The organism is Winogradskyella sp. PE311 (assembly GCF_046545555.1).
In the GTDB taxonomy this organism is placed as follows: Bacteria; Bacteroidota; Bacteroidia; order Flavobacteriales; family Flavobacteriaceae; genus Winogradskyella.
Genome location: NZ_JBHZTH010000001.1, coordinates 1863176 through 1878507 on the forward strand (window position 1 = coordinate 1863176; position 15332 = coordinate 1878507).

Here is a 15332-nt window from a genome sequence, read left to right on the forward strand (position 1 = left end):
GTGACTTTATTAATATAATGACTTTGTCTTAGCGAGAACTATTTAGTTTTTTAACACCCTTCAATTCTAACAAATTAGTAGCATTAATACCAAGTCCATTAACGTCTTTTCTAGTAAAACGAATTACTTCATCATAAAATAAAGGAACAATCGGTGCATTCTCCATAATCAAAGAATCCATTGAAGTATAAAGTTTAGCTCTTATCTCTGGGCTGGTTTCTAAATAGGCAGCTTCATACATAGCATCAAATTTAACATTTTTAAAATGTGTATAGTTTGGGCCATTTGGCGCAAAATTGTTACTGTAATACAATGATAAGTAGTTTTCAGCATCAGGATAATCTGCAATCCAACTGGCTCTAAAGAAATCTAATTGTCCATTAGCTTTAGCATCCTTTAGGCTTGATGCAGGTATAACATCGACGTTAACTTGTAGTCCTATTTTTTGAAGTTCACGTTGTATAAATTCACAAAAGCTTAAATAGTTACTGGTTGTAGTTAAAGTTACTTCAGGGTTTTTAATTCCAGTTTCAGATTTAAATTTGGAAATAAGCTGTTTTGCCTGTTCAGGTTGATAAGTAAAACCTATAGAAGCATTATAACCAGGCAAGCCTTTTGGTATAAATCCACCAGAAGCTGGTATCCCAATTCCATTTCTTAGATAGGTCATCATTTTAGATCTATCAAAACCTAAGTTAATTGCTTTTCTAAGTTTTATAGATTGTAACTCAGAAACATCAGTTTCCATAAAAAAGGCTAAATATTCAGTATTTAAATATGGACCTCGAATCATGTTTACTCTATCAGCATAATTAGGTCGTAACTTGCCATCCGTGGTTAAAATTTCATCTTTATAAGAACCATCTAAACCAGATACAAAATCGATATTTCCTTGAGCAAATTGTAAAAATTCACTCTGTTTATCTGGTAAGAATGTTATAGCGATAGCTTCAAGATAAGGTAGGCTCTTATTGTCTTTGTCAGTTTCAAAATAGTTGTTATTTTTCCTGAAAACGAGTTTGATATTTTCTTCCCATCGCTTAAACTTAAAAGGACCAGTTCCTATTGGATGAGATCTAAAGTCGCTGCCGTAATGTTCTACAATTTCCTTCGGCACTACAGAACAATATTTCATAGTTAGCAAACCTAAAAAAGCAGGAAAAGGTTGTCCTAACTTTATTTGAAAAGTAGAATCGTTAATAGCTGAAAATCCTTCAACTTTATTTAAAACCCAACTACCTGGTGAAGCTAAGGATTCATCTTTTAAGCGATTAAAACTGTATTCAAAATCTGACGCATTTACAGTTCTGGTAGAGTCTTTTCCAAATAAATTGTCCTTATGATAAAATACATCTTTTCTAAGGTTAAATGTATAAGTTCTTGCACTATCAGAAACTGACCAAGTTTTGGCTATACAAGGTTGTACAGTAAGTTGGTCATCCATTTGTACCAAACCATTAAACAATTGATGCGTTCCCCAAATATCAGCTAAGTCTTTTGAAAATGCAGGATCTAAAGATCCAATGTTCTTATGTTCGTTGTATCTAAATACCAGCGCATCATCAATAGGTTTTTCTTTTGAACTACACGAAGAAACACCTACAATAATCAAAGTTAGTATTAAGAATCTTGCGAGTTTTAGCATATAACTAATATGTTGTAAATTTGCCAACTTGGTAAAAATACAAGAATGAATCCAACTAAAAAAGTCGCATTTTATACCTTAGGCTGTAAACTTAATTTCTCTGAAACTTCTACGATAGCTAGAAATTTTACTGAAGAGGGTTTTTACCGTGTGGACTTTAAGGAAAAAGCGGATATTTATGTTATAAATACATGTTCAGTTACCGAGAATGCAGATAAACGTTTTAAGACTATTGTAAAACAAGCCCAAAAGGTTAATCCAGATGCATTTGTTGCTGCGATAGGATGCTATGCGCAATTAAAACCAGAAGAATTAGCGGATGTTGAAGGTGTGGATTTAGTTCTAGGTGCAACTGAGAAATTTAAGATTACCGATTACTTAAATGATTTAACAAAAAATGACTTTGGAGAAGTATATTCTTGTGAAATAGAAGAGGCTGATTTTTATGTTGGTAGTTATTCTATTGGTGACAGAACTAGAGCATTTTTAAAGGTACAGGATGGCTGTGATTATAAATGTACCTACTGTACAATACCATTAGCTCGAGGGATCTCTCGCAGCGATACTATGGATAACGTTTTGAATAATGCCAAGGCCATTTCTAAACAAGGCATAAAAGAAATTGTACTAACTGGTGTTAATATCGGAGACTACGGAAAGGGCGAATTTGGTAATAAAAAACACGAACATACGTTTTTAGATTTAGTTACAGAGCTAGATAAAGTAGAAGGAATAGAACGACTTAGAATTTCTTCAATAGAACCTAATCTATTAAAAAATGAAACGATAGACTTGGTATCTAAGTCGAGAGCATTTGTGCCGCATTTTCATATCCCATTGCAGAGTGGTAGTAATGAAATTCTGAAGAAAATGAAACGTCGTTACATGCGAGAATTATATGTAGATCGCGTTTCAAAAATTAAAGAAGTGATGCCTCATGCTTGCATTGGAGTTGACGTTATTGTTGGTTTTCCGGGTGAAACAGAGGAACACTTTTTAGAAACCTATAATTTTCTTAATGAATTAGATATCTCTTATCTGCATGTTTTTACCTATTCTGAACGCGATAATACAGAAGCCGCTGAATTTAATGGAGTTGTGCCTAAGAATTTGCGTGCCAAGAGGAGTAAGATGCTAAGAGGTTTATCTGCTAAAAAACGCAGAGCTTTTTACGAAAAGCAATTAAATACGGATAGAATTGTTTTATTTGAAAGTGAAAACAAAGCAGGTTATATCCATGGATTTACAGAAAATTATGTAAAAGTAAAGGCACCATGGAATCCAGAATTAATAAATACTATACATAATGTACATCTCACTAAGATAGATGAAGACGGGTTGTTGCGATTTCAGTTTGCTAAAACCTGTGTTTAACAAAATTAAAAACCCGAAACTAAATGAGTTTCGGGTTTTATATAAAATCTCTTTTTCAAGTTAGATTCGGATGCCTACTGGAAGCATACGCTTATACTTTCTGTTACTTCTTACAAATTTCGCTATTTCTGGACTAGTTGGAACAACACTTATATTTCTTTCTTTGATATCCGCAAAAACCATTGCTAAAAAATCTTTTTCAAATTCAGTAGTCTTAATTGTATCTGGTATAATCATTTTCGTTAGGAATATTTTACGCTCTTGCAAAGAATATTCTATCACGGCCATCTCATCTTCAACCTTTAATTCATACTGACGCAAAAAGTCATTGTCAATCAATTCAGCAATTTCAGTCATAATTTTCTTCGTTTTAAAATTAGCGGTTGGCAAGTAGAAACTATATTTTATATAGATTTGCAGTGCAAAGGTACAAAATTTCAACGTAAGTTTTGGTTTAACCTTGTTAAAACCTTAAATCACACATAATTATCAAGACTTTATTTAATACAAAATTTGTAAATGAATAATCAAATAACGCACGTCTATTTAATGCCAGGAATGGCTGCGAATCCTACAATATTTGAGCATATTCAATTGCCAAAAGAACAATATAAAATTCATTGGTTAGAATGGCAAATACCAAATAAACAGGATACACTGCAAGCATATGCTAAACGGATGTCTCAGCTTATAGAATACGATAATTCAGTTTTACTAGGTGTATCTTTTGGTGGTATGTTAGTGCAAGAAATGAGTAAATTCTTAAAGCTAAAGAAACTGTTTGTGGTATCTAGCGTGAAATCGCACCACGAGTTACCTAAACGGTTAAAGCTTCTAAAGGTAACTAAAGCTTATAAAATTTTACCAACGCAACTGTTTAGCAATATAGATTTACTTGCAAAGTATGCTTTTGGTGAGACTATTAAGAAGCGTGTTGATCTTTATAAAAAATATTTATCAGTAAGTGATAAAGTATATTTGGATTGGTCGATTAAGCAAATTGTATGTTGGGACCAAGAGAAACCAAATGAAGAAGCAATATATATTCATGGTGATAAGGATATTGTTTTTCCACATTCATGCGAAGGTAATTGTATTATTATTAAAGGTGGAACTCATATAATGGTGATAAACAAATATAAATGGTTTAACGAAAATTTACCAAAACTTATAGAGTCATGAATTTGAAAGAATTAAATAGATTACTTACATTGTAAAAAAAACGAAGCCATGCAAATCTTTAAAAATATTTTAGCCGCAATCGGATTAGTCTGTTTATCAGGCTTTTTTATATTCTCAATGCAAAAAGCACCATCGGATCAAAACTTTGGTAAAGAGCAACCGATAGTTAATGATTATAATGTTTATGCTTTAGAAATGCCAGAAGGATTAAATTTTGCAGGCGAAGCAGTTCCAATTGAAAGCCCAGATATATATGAGCGTATGGATAGAGAGCTTTTGGTAAACACCTATTGGCAATCTAATGGTTTGCTGATGTTTAAGCGAGCTCAGAAATATTTTCCTATTATTGAGCCAATTCTGAAAAAAAATGGGATTCCTGAGGATTTTAAATACTTAGCAGTTATTGAAAGTGGACTAACAAATGCAGTTTCTCCAGCCGGTGCTAGAGGTTTTTGGCAAATAATGAAAGTTACAGGTAGAGAAAACGGATTAGAAGTAAACTCTAATGTAGATGAGCGTTATAACTTAGAATTAGCAACAGAAGTAGCTTGTAAATATTTAAAAAATGCAAAGAATAATTTAGGGTCATGGACTTTAGCAGCTGCAGCTTATAATGCTGGTAATGCAGGTGTGTCTAGACGGCTAAAAGAACAAGGTGTAAATGATTATTATGATTTGTTATTAGGTGAAGAAACTGGACGATATATGTTTAGAATAGTAGCGCTAAAAGAAATTTTAAGTAGTCCATCTAAATACGGTTTCAATTTTAATAAGAGCGATTTGTATAAAGGTGTACCGACTTATAAGGTAGAGGTTGATACAGCTGTGGCAGACTTCTCAAAATTCGCGAAGCGTTTTGGTATAAATTATAAAATTTTAAAGATTCATAACCCATGGTTAAGAGAACCACATTTAAATAATAAATCTCGTAAGTCTTACATTATTGAAATTCCTAAAGAAGGATTTTACAAGTAGTAAAATAAATTTATAAAAGTAAAAGGCTTAAATACATATTGTGTTTAAGCCTTTTACTTTTATAATATATAATAGAATTTAGCGTCTACTTCTGCGATTTTGTCTAGCTGAAGTAGGCTGTCCATATTGTTGTTTTGGTATAGAGGCTTTTTTCATTTGTTGCTTCATCATTTTAATTTGTTCTGCTAACATATCTCTTTTGTCGAGCTTTTGTGCTTCAGCTAATAATTTTTGTGCTTCAGGTTTACGACGTTTAGAAAAAGCGATACCAGCTAGGTTTAATTTTGCCATAGCTAAATCATGATCCATCGATAGCCCCAAATCAATAGCTTTTTTAAAGTACTTTTCGGCTTCATTCATGTTAGTCTGCGAAACCATAACACCATTTAAATAATTTAAATAGCCTTGTTGTTTCTTTACCAATGCTCCTTCTGGGTTTTTAATTTTATCCAACCATTTTTTTGCACCAGGAAAATCTTGTTTTCTAAGTTTTAAAAACGCTAGTAAAATCATTTCATTTTTAAAATACAAGAAAATAAAAATGGTAGATAATAAGAGGTACATTATGCCATTGCCTATTTCTCCTTCTGTAAATTGATATACTGCGAAGGCAATAATTAAGGCGGTGATAACTAATTTTATATTTTTATTGAACATGTTTTATAGTATTTTTGCAGTGCGCAAAGGTAATAAAAACAATTAAAAATAATTTTATTTAGCTACTTGTAAAAGTAAAAACTTGTTGTATATTTGCACGCAGTTTTGAGATAGCTTAAGACTATTAAAAAAGATATTCAGATTTTAAATTCATAAGACATGCCAAAAAGAACGTTTCAACCATCAAAAAGAAAGAGAAGAAACAAACATGGTTTCAGAGAAAGAATGGCTTCTGTTAACGGAAGAAAAGTATTAGCACGTAGAAGAGCTAAAGGAAGAAAGCGTTTGTCTGTGTCATCTGAAACAAGACATAAGAGATAATGATTAACAATTGTTAATATTTTAAAGGTGTTACTTAGGTGTAACGCCTTTTTTTGTATCCTATTGATAACTATTTTTGCAAACCAAAACATATTCTCATGCCAAAAAACAAAAACATCAAGTCTATTTTACTTATCGGTTCTGGCCCTATAGTTATAGGTCAGGCCTGTGAATTCGATTATTCAGGTTCTCAAGCATTAAGGTCTTTACGAGAGGACGGAATAGAAACGATTCTTATAAATTCTAACCCAGCAACTATAATGACAGATCCTACAATGGCGGATCATGTTTATTTATTACCGTTAAATACAAAATCTATTATTAAGATTTTGAAAGAGCATCCGCAAATTGATGCTGTACTGCCAACTATGGGAGGACAAACTGCCTTAAATCTTTGTATAGAAGCAGATGAAAAAGGTATATGGAAAGATTTTGATGTAGAGATTATTGGTGTAGATATTGATGCTATTAATATTACTGAAGATAGAGAAAAATTTAGAGAGTTAATGCTTAAAATTGGTGTTGGTATGGCACCTCAAGCAACAGCAACTTCGTTTTTAAGAGGAAAAGAAATAGCTCAAGAGTTTGGATTTCCTTTATGTATTAGAGCATCATTTACTCTTGGAGGTGCTGGTGCTTCTATTGTCTATGACGAAAAGGAATTTGATGAGAACTTAACCAGGGGATTAGAAATTTCACCTATCCATGAGGTAATGATCGACAAAGCGCTATTGGGTTGGAAAGAATATGAGCTTGAGTTGTTGCGAGATTGTAATGACAATGTCGTAATTATATGTACTATTGAGAATATGGATCCGATGGGAATCCATACAGGTGATTCTATTACAGTCGCGCCTGCAATGACCTTATCTGACAAGGTGCAACAAAAAATGCGAGATATGGCAATCCATATGATGCGCAGTATTGGTGATTTTGCTGGTGGTTGTAATGTGCAATTCGCAGTGAGTCCGGATGAAGAAGAAGAAATTATTGCTATTGAAATTAACCCACGTGTATCTCGTTCTTCTGCATTAGCAAGTAAAGCTACAGGATATCCAATTGCAAAAATAGCTGCTAAATTGGCATTAGGATACTCATTAGATGAATTAAGCAACCAAATTACAAAATCAACATCTGCTTTATTTGAGCCTACATTAGATTACGTTATCGTTAAAATCCCACGTTGGAATTTTGATAAATTTGAAGGATCTGATAGAACTTTAGGATTGCAAATGAAAGCTGTTGGTGAGGTAATGGCTATTGGGCGTTCTTTTCAGGAAGCTCTTCATAAAGCAACACAATCATTAGAGATTAAAAGAAATGGTTTAGGAGCTGATGGCAAGGGTTATAAAGATTATGAGACTATAATTAGCAAATTAAAGTATGCAAGTTGGGATCGTGTTTTTGCCATATATGACGCTATTGAAATAGGTATTCCGTTGAGTCGTATTTTCGAAATCACAAAAATTGATATGTGGTTCTTAAAGCAGTATGAAGAGTTATTTCAACTTCAAAAAGAGATTTCTACTTACACTATTGAATCTTTAGATCGTGAATTGCTTCTAGAAGCTAAGCAAAAAGGTTATGGCGACAGACAAATAGCCCATATGCTAGGTTGCTTAGAAAGTGAAGTTTATAATAAAAGAAGAGATTTTAATATCAATAGAGTCTTTAAGTTAGTAGATACATGTGCTGCCGAGTTTAAAGCACAAACACCATACTACTATTCAACTTTTGAAAGTGAAGTGGAAACAGCAGATGGAAAAGTATTTGTTGATAATGAAAGTATAGTAACCGACAAGAAGAAAATTATAGTTCTAGGCTCTGGACCAAATAGAATTGGACAAGGAATTGAATTTGACTATTGTTGTGTGCATGGTGTATTAGCTGCCTCTGAATGTGGTTATGAAACTATAATGATTAACTGTAATCCAGAAACTGTTTCGACGGATTTTGATATTGCCGATAAACTCTATTTTGAACCTGTTTTTTGGGAACATATTTATGATATTATTCAGCATGAAAAACCTGAAGGGGTCATTGTACAGTTAGGTGGACAAACTGCATTAAAACTTGCTGAAAAGTTAGAGAAATGGGGAGTTAAGATAATGGGTACTAGTTTTAAATCTCTTGATTTAGCCGAGGATAGAGGGAGTTTTTCAAATATTTTAAAAGAAAATAATATTCCTTATCCAGAATTTGATGTGGCAGAATCTGCTGATGAAGCTTTAGCAATTGCAGACGTGTTAGACTTTCCAATATTGGTAAGACCTTCTTATGTATTAGGTGGTCAAGGAATGAAGATTGTAATAAATAAACAAGAGCTAGAAGCACATGTCATAGACTTGCTAAAATCTATACCAGGGAACAAATTATTGCTAGATCATTATTTAGATGGAGCAATAGAGGCTGAAGCAGATGCTATATGTGATGCAGATGGTAATGTTTATATCATTGGTATAATGGAACATATAGAGCCTTGCGGTATTCACTCTGGTGATAGTAATGCTTTGTTACCAGCTTTTAATTTAGGTGATTTAGTTAAGCAGCAAATTATTGATCATACACATACAATAGCAAGGGCTTTAAATACAGTAGGTTTAATAAATATTCAGTTTGCTATTAAGGATGATATTGTATATATCATTGAAGCTAATCCTAGAGCATCGCGTACAGTGCCATTTATAGCAAAAGCTTACAAGGAACCTTACGTAAACTATGCTACAAAAGTGATGTTGGGTGAGAACAAAGTGACAGATTTTGACTTTAATCCACAATTGGAAGGTTACGCGATTAAGCAGCCAGTATTTTCATTTAATAAATTTCCTAATGTAAACAAAAAACTAGGACCAGAGATGAAGAGTACAGGAGAAAGCATATTATTTATAGATAGCTTAAAGGACGATGAATTTTACGATTTATATTCTAGGCGAAAAATGTATTTAAGTAAATAATGGCACAGTTTTCGATAAACGGTTAACTATATTCGATATAAATCATTAACTTAGCTTTATTAAGACTCAAATCTATGAAAAGAATTTTACTATTAATGTGTTTATCAATTGGCTTCATTGGGTTCTCTCAAGTAGTTGCGAATCAGGTAGATGACTTCCAAGATGGTACAACTCAAAATTGGCGAATTGGTAATGCTGCTGGTCCTACTCAGGTACCAATGAATATTGCCGATGCAGGTCCAAGTGGAGTTGGCGATAATTGCTTACAATATACATCTGTAGGTGGTGGTGGTGTAGCCAGTAAGATGGTAATTTATACTCAAAATTTTCAATGGAGTGGAGACTTTACTTCAGAAGGTGTTGTTAGTATTGACATGGATGTTAGAGTACAAACCAATGATTTAAACCTAAGAGTAGCTATACAAGGTAATGATGGAACAAGAATATGTTCTACAAATGCGGTAGCTGTATCGGCTAGTGGCACATGGACAGTAATTAGTATTCCTGTTAGTGCTTCTGATTTTACTTATCTAAGTGGAACAGGTGATGCCTCATCGGCATTAGCTAACGTTGCTACGCTAAGACTTTTGAGTAGTAGTGCACCAACTTGGACAGGAGCTGATTCAGTGGCCTCTATATTACAAACAGATAATATTACGGCTACGACTATCTTAAGTACATCTGAATTTGATTTACAAAACACCGAGTTTGTAATTTCTCCAAACCCTTCAAAAAATAAGTTAAACATTACCTTACCAAAATCGGATGAGGACATGGTATTCGAAGTTTTTGATGTTTTAGGTAAAAGAGTTCATAAAGGTTTATTGACAGGTATTACCTCTTCTATAAATGTTTCTAATTGGAAAAGTGGAATTTACTTAGTGCGTGTTTCAGATAGTAAATCAACTCAAACAAAACGATTTATTAAACAATAAATAAATTTAACTATAATAAAAAAAGCCATTTCAATGAGAAATGGCTTTTTTATGTTTAACTCTCTGGTAATTCAATCTTAATGCGATAATTCTTTAACTCCTCTAAATAATCTTCAGGAGAAAAGTTAATACTATTAAATTCTTTTTGCCTGTGCTTCTTGGTTTCAATACGTTTTAAGGATTTTAAGAAGCGCTTTAGCTCAGTTTTATCATTAATTATAAGACCAGGTACTTGCTTTGATGTGTCATCTTTATATCTTGCAACCATTGTAAAGTAAGATGAGTTACAATGTTTTATTTCACCAGTTTGTATATGTTCTGCTTCAACTCTAATGCCTATTACCATTGAGGTTTTACCCACATAGTTTACTGAAGCTTTCATAGTTACTAACTCGCCCACTTCAATTGGATTTATAAAATCAACAGTATCTACAGATGCAGTAACGCAGTAGGTACCAGAGTGTTTAGATGCACAAGCAAAAGCAATTTGATCCATGAGGTTTAGGATATAACCACCATGAATTTTACCGCTAAAATTAGAATGCGATGGTAACATTAATTCTGAAATACTAATTCGAGATGAATCTATTGTTTTATACATATGTTTGAGTCTTTAAAAATCGTCTTCTGAAGCACGTTTTATTATACTCTCAGGAAGTGCTTTTTTAGCTTTCGCTCCCATTTTTTTTATTTTTTCAACACGAGATATTAAGTTACCCTTGCCTTCAACTAACTTATTCATTGCAGATGAATAATCATTTTTAGCGGCATCAATTTTTTTACCAACACCAGTCAAGTCTGTTACTAAACCTTCAAATTTATCGTATAAAGCACCTGCTTGTTTGGCAATTTCAATAGCATTTTGTTGTTGTTTTTCATTATTCCACATAGTATCAATAGTACGTAAAGTTGCTAATAGAGTAGATGGAGTAACAATTACTATATTCTGCTCAAAGGCTTTGTTATAAAGAGAATTGTCTTCATTGATTGCAACTGCAAATGCAGGTTCAATAGGTATAAACATCAGCACAAAGTCTGGTGATTCAATGTCGTATAAGTCTTGATAGTTTTTAGCAGATAACTGATCTACATGTTTCTTTATGGAATTGACATGGGCTTTTAAATGCATGCTTCTTTCTCCGTCATCTGAGTTGACCATACGTTCATAGTCAGTTAACGATACTTTAGAATCTATAATCATTTTTTTAGAATCTGGTAGATGTAAAACTACATCTGGCATAACACGAGAGCCGTCTTCGCGTTGAAAGTTTTGTTGTACAAAATACTCTCTATCTTTTTCTAAACCAGATTTTTCTAAAACACGCTCCAAGACTAATTCGCCCCAATTTCCTTGTGTTTTACTATCTCCTTTTAATGCTTTTGTTAAGTTAGTAGCCTCTTTTGCCATTTTTTGGTTTAGGTCTTTTAAGCCTAGTAACTGTTCCTTAAGGGCAGAGTGCATACTTATGCTTTCTTTCTGAGTATCCTCAACTTTCTTTTCAAACGTTCTGATTTTTTCTTCAAGTGGATTTAAAATATTTTTTATGTTTTCTTTATTCTGAAGGGTGAATTTTTCTGATTTTTCATCTAAAATTTTAGATGCCATTAATTCAAAATCTTTTCTAAGTTGAATTTGTTGCTGTTCTAGCTCTTCATCACGTTTTAGATTCTGTTGCTGAAGGTTTTCAAACTCCGTATTGCGTCTTGAGAGTTCTGTATTTAGAAAATCTTTTTCTCTCCTAATTGCTTCTCGCTCGGTTTCAATTTTTTCAACATTATTTTTTAAATCATTAATCGAGTTATTGAGTTGGTGTTGACGTTCTTGGAGCGTGCTTTTATCACTTTTGCTTTTTAGTTCTGCAAATTTAAGTCCAATAAAAGCGCCAATACCTGCAGAAACTATAATTGCTATGAGCAGAATGAGTGTATCGTTCATGTAAAATTAGAAATTTATCAAAGATAAATTTTAATGTTGAAAGTGAACTTAAAATTAATCTCGAAAGTTATTTAATAATTCTAAAACTACCAGTAGAATTATCAAAAGCAATTAAGTCTTTTGGAAAAAGTGATTCAAACACACCTTCTGATATTAAGTGAAAAGGCTTGTCGCAAATAACTTCGGTACTATTCATAACAATCATCGTATCACATAATTGAATTGCTAAATCAATCTCGTGTGAAGAAAACAAGATAGTTTTACCGGTTTCTTTTGTTAACTTTTTAAGTAACTTTAAAATGTAAGCTTTGTGATACATATCGAGATGTGTGGTTGGCTCGTCTAAAACTATAACATTAGTATCTTGAGCTAATGCTCTAGCAATCATCACCTTTTGAAGTTGACCATCACTAAGCTCATAACATTTTTTGTTTTTTAAATTAGTAATATTTACAAGACTTAATGCATTATTTACAACTGTATAGTCTTCTTCTGTAAGATTCCCAATCCAATTTGTATAAGGCTGTCTTCCTAAGGTAACTAACTCAAAAACTGAAAGATTTTTTGAAATTAAAGGCTCAGTTAAAACAATACTTAATTGTTTTGCCAATTCTATATTCGATATTTCATTTAAGTCATTTTCATTTAATATTATGTGGCCAGATAATCGTGGCTGTACTTTAATCAATGTTCTTAGAAGAGTCGATTTGCCAATACCATTAGCACCAACTAAACCAATAAGTTCTCCTTTTTTTAATTCAAAATCTATGTTAGATGTGATTACAGTTTCATTCTTTTTAGTTTTGTAACCTATAGAAAGTTGCTCTGCTTTAAGGACGATATGTGATGTTCCTTTTTTCATTAAAACATCATTTTACGTTGTTTAACTAGAAGCCAAATAACAACAGGTGCGCCAACTAAAGCTGTTATTGCGTTAATTGGTAATGTATAATCACTACCTGGAATTTGAGCAATGCTGTCGCAAATGAGCATTACAATTGCACCAAACAGTAAAACTGCTGGCACTAATATTTTATGATTTGAAGTTTTGAAAATTTGACGTGTTAAATGCGGAATTGCTAGACCTATAAACGCAATAGGTCCTGTGAAAGCTGTTATAGTGCCCGCAATTAAGCTGGTGGCTAAAATTATAATGAGTCTGCTTTGTTTTAGATTTAGACCTAAACTTTTAGCATAATTATCTCCAAGTAGTAGACTATTTAGCACCTTTAAAGAAGCTATACTTAATAGCATCCCAATCATATAAATTATGAAGAAAATTAAAATCTCATTCCAAGAGAGGTTACTTAAACTACCGAATCCCCAAAAAATATATTGTTGTAGCTGCTCAGCTGAGCTAAAATATGATAGTACACTGACCACAGCAGCTGTAATACTCCCAAACATTAAGCCAATGATAAGAATAGCCATTGTGTCTCTAACTTTACTAGAAACAGTTAAAACTGCTAGTAAAACAATAAAGCTTCCTAAACTTGCAGCGATAACAACGCTCCATTTAGATATTAATGCAGTAGCAAACAATCCACCAAATAATCCAGATCCCAAAATGACGAGTGCAACTCCTAAGCTAGCACCAGAAGTTATACCCAAAACAAAAGGACCAGCTAATGGGTTTCTAAAAAGTGTCTGCATTAATAAACCAGAAATACCTAATCCAGAACCTACAAGAATTGCCGTTACTGCTTTTGGTAATCTAAAATCGGTAACTATTATTTGCCAGGTTGTATTTTCAATAGTACTAAAAATGCTACCAAAAATACTGTCAATTGGAATATTTACAGAACCTAGACTTATATTAATAACAAGGCATAGGGCTAAAACTGCTATTAACAATAGAAATTCAATTTTGTATGTTTTTTGATTATCCAATTAATTAAGTGACTTAAAGAAATAGGGTTTATAATCTTCTAAAAGTTCTGGATGACAGATTTTAATAATATCTTTTAGTATTAAATCTGGTCTTGCAGTGCCTAACTCATAATATAAAACTCCACCTGTAGCTCCTGTAGTATCAGAAAAACTATATATCTCCTTATTTTTGAAAGCAGTAAAGTTAGTATATAAAGTATTAGCACTTTCTAACTGATCGTAGCTCGAGTAATATGATGGGCTTAACCATATATCAGCTTCTTTGGCCTTATCTAAAACAACTTCGAAGCTTAATGCTAAACTGCCATTTCCTGTTGTTTCGCTCCATAAGTAATTGACATTAGCATCTTTTAAAAATTGCGCTTCAGGACTAGAGCCATGTGGCAGATACCATACTTCCTTATGCATTGCTCCACTTAAAACAGTTGGCTTTTTTTTAGAGTGTTGTGCTATTGTTTTTGCTTCTAAATACGCTGTTTCGATAGTATTGAAAATGGAGTCTGCTTCCTTTTCTTTATTAAATAAGATTCCAAAAAACTTTATCCATTCTGCTTTGGCTAATGCAGAGGATTCTACCCAATCCCCATTATATATTACAGGAATTCCTGCTTTTTTAATAGTTTCAAAGGTTTTGTTTACACCGTCAACACCAAATCCTATGACTAAATCAGGGTTGAGTTCTAATAATACTTCGGTATTAATGCCTTCGTTTTTTCCGAGTTCTCTAATCTTTCCATCATCTACTAACTGGCGTGTTTTATTTGAAGAAATGTAATCCGTGCCAGGAAACCCAACTAGAGTTTGCTCTACATCTAATAATTCTAAAGCAGGAATGTGTGTTGTGGATGTAACAACAATCTTATTTATTTTATGATCAATTGTTGCATCAAATGCTGCGGATTTAAAGTCAACGTGCGCCTCATTATCAACTATTCCGTATCTATAACTTATTTTTGATTCAGGCCATGGTTTTAATATTTCTAAGACCTTATGAGTTCCATAATTTTTTAAGGTAAAACCTTTAGCGTATTTTAACTCTAACGTTTTTACTTCTGTAATATGAGTATCTATTAATTCCCTATTTGATTCATTCTTACAAGAACAAAAAGCTAGTAGAAGAAAAAGGAAGACTGATAGTTTCATTTTGTTTTCAATGTCTATTATAGATTCAAAAGTAATATTAATTAAAGTTTTGAGTGAAACATTAAACATAATGTTTACTTTCGCGGCGAAATTAGGTTTCATTCGTTTCACCGAATGGATTAAAAGGGAATTTGGTGTAAATCCAAAACTGTTCCCGCAACTGTAAGCTATAACGCTTGTTATTACCTTCAATGTCACTGGATGTTTATCTGGGAAGACCAATAACAAGACGCAAGTCAGGAGACCTGCCAATTTCAACATAGAAGTCAAACTTTCGGGATAAAAGTTTACATACAAATTTACGTGTGTTCTCTCGAGTA

Annotated in this window: 14 protein-coding genes and 1 riboswitch; of the genes, 6 read left to right on the forward strand and 8 right to left on the reverse strand. The window is 32.7% G+C overall.

Features of this window, described 5'->3' with window-relative positions:
- Window positions 1-28: 28 nt before the first annotated feature.
- The gene (locus tag ACFWU4_RS08000) at window positions 29-1645 is read right to left on the reverse strand and encodes an ABC transporter substrate-binding protein (protein ID WP_411126596.1); all 1617 of its coding nucleotides are present in this window, start codon (window positions 1643-1645) and stop codon (window positions 29-31) included.
- A gap of 45 nt (window positions 1646-1690) precedes the next feature.
- Between ACFWU4_RS08000 and mtaB the strand changes: the two genes are divergently transcribed.
- Window positions 1691-3019: a tRNA (N(6)-L-threonylcarbamoyladenosine(37)-C(2))-methylthiotransferase MtaB gene (gene mtaB / locus ACFWU4_RS08005; RefSeq protein WP_411126598.1), complete on the forward strand. Its 1329-nt coding sequence runs from the start codon at window positions 1691-1693 to the stop codon at window positions 3017-3019.
- A gap of 60 nt (window positions 3020-3079) precedes the next feature.
- Here mtaB and ACFWU4_RS08010 read toward each other — a convergent pair whose 3' ends face one another.
- Window positions 3080-3376 (reverse strand): N-acetyltransferase, encoded by a 297-nt coding sequence (locus tag ACFWU4_RS08010; protein ID WP_411127241.1) that lies wholly within the window; start codon window positions 3374-3376, stop codon window positions 3080-3082.
- A gap of 162 nt (window positions 3377-3538) precedes the next feature.
- Between ACFWU4_RS08010 and ACFWU4_RS08015 the strand changes: the two genes are divergently transcribed.
- Window positions 3539-4201 (forward strand): alpha/beta hydrolase, encoded by a 663-nt coding sequence (locus ACFWU4_RS08015; RefSeq protein WP_411126600.1) that lies wholly within the window; start codon window positions 3539-3541, stop codon window positions 4199-4201.
- Between the two features lie 48 nt (window positions 4202-4249).
- A complete protein-coding gene (locus tag ACFWU4_RS08020; protein WP_411126602.1) occupies window positions 4250-5176 on the forward strand; it encodes a lytic transglycosylase domain-containing protein in 927 nt (308 codons plus the stop codon).
- Window positions 5177-5254: 78 nt separating this feature from the next.
- Here the strand turns inward: ACFWU4_RS08020 and ACFWU4_RS08025 are convergent, their stop codons facing one another.
- Window positions 5255-5833 carry a DUF2892 domain-containing protein gene (locus ACFWU4_RS08025; protein ID WP_411126604.1) on the reverse strand — a complete coding sequence of 193 codons (579 nt, stop codon included), beginning with the start codon at window positions 5831-5833 and terminating at the stop codon, window positions 5255-5257.
- Window positions 5834-5992: 159 nt separating this feature from the next.
- On the opposite strand from ACFWU4_RS08025, the gene rpmH reads away from it, so the two are divergent.
- The 3 genes from rpmH to ACFWU4_RS08040 all read left to right on the forward strand — a co-directional run bounded on the left by rpmH (window position 5993) and on the right by ACFWU4_RS08040 (window position 10043).
- Window positions 5993-6154, forward strand: coding sequence for a 50S ribosomal protein L34 (gene rpmH, locus ACFWU4_RS08030; RefSeq protein WP_411126606.1), 162 nt, complete (start codon window positions 5993-5995; stop codon window positions 6152-6154).
- Between the two features lie 98 nt (window positions 6155-6252).
- Window positions 6253-9108 carry a carbamoyl-phosphate synthase large subunit gene (gene carB, locus ACFWU4_RS08035; protein WP_411126608.1) on the forward strand — a complete coding sequence of 952 codons (2856 nt, stop codon included), beginning with the start codon at window positions 6253-6255 and terminating at the stop codon, window positions 9106-9108.
- Window positions 9109-9182: 74 nt separating this feature from the next.
- Complete coding sequence (locus tag ACFWU4_RS08040; protein ID WP_411126610.1) at window positions 9183-10043, forward strand: T9SS type A sorting domain-containing protein; 861 nt, start codon at window positions 9183-9185, stop codon at window positions 10041-10043.
- Between the two features lie 55 nt (window positions 10044-10098).
- Here the strand turns inward: ACFWU4_RS08040 and ACFWU4_RS08045 are convergent, their stop codons facing one another.
- The 5 genes from ACFWU4_RS08045 to ACFWU4_RS08065 all read right to left on the reverse strand — a co-directional run bounded on the left by ACFWU4_RS08045 (window position 10099) and on the right by ACFWU4_RS08065 (window position 15012).
- A complete protein-coding gene (locus ACFWU4_RS08045) occupies window positions 10099-10644 on the reverse strand; it encodes an acyl-CoA thioesterase (protein ID WP_411126612.1) in 546 nt (181 codons plus the stop codon).
- A gap of 12 nt (window positions 10645-10656) precedes the next feature.
- Window positions 10657-11979, reverse strand: coding sequence for a DNA recombination protein RmuC (gene rmuC, locus ACFWU4_RS08050; RefSeq protein ID WP_411126614.1), 1323 nt, complete (start codon window positions 11977-11979; stop codon window positions 10657-10659).
- Window positions 11980-12046: 67 nt separating this feature from the next.
- Window positions 12047-12841: an ABC transporter ATP-binding protein gene (locus ACFWU4_RS08055; RefSeq protein ID WP_411126616.1), complete on the reverse strand. Its 795-nt coding sequence runs from the start codon at window positions 12839-12841 to the stop codon at window positions 12047-12049.
- The gene (locus ACFWU4_RS08060; RefSeq protein ID WP_411126618.1) at window positions 12841-13869 is read right to left on the reverse strand and encodes a FecCD family ABC transporter permease; all 1029 of its coding nucleotides are present in this window, start codon (window positions 13867-13869) and stop codon (window positions 12841-12843) included. Before ACFWU4_RS08060 ends, ACFWU4_RS08055 begins: the two co-directional genes overlap by 1 nt.
- A complete protein-coding gene (locus ACFWU4_RS08065) occupies window positions 13870-15012 on the reverse strand; it encodes an ABC transporter substrate-binding protein (RefSeq protein WP_411127243.1) in 1143 nt (380 codons plus the stop codon).
- Between the two features lie 85 nt (window positions 15013-15097).
- Window positions 15098-15280, forward strand: a riboswitch (cobalamin riboswitch).
- Window positions 15281-15332 lie beyond the last annotated feature (52 nt).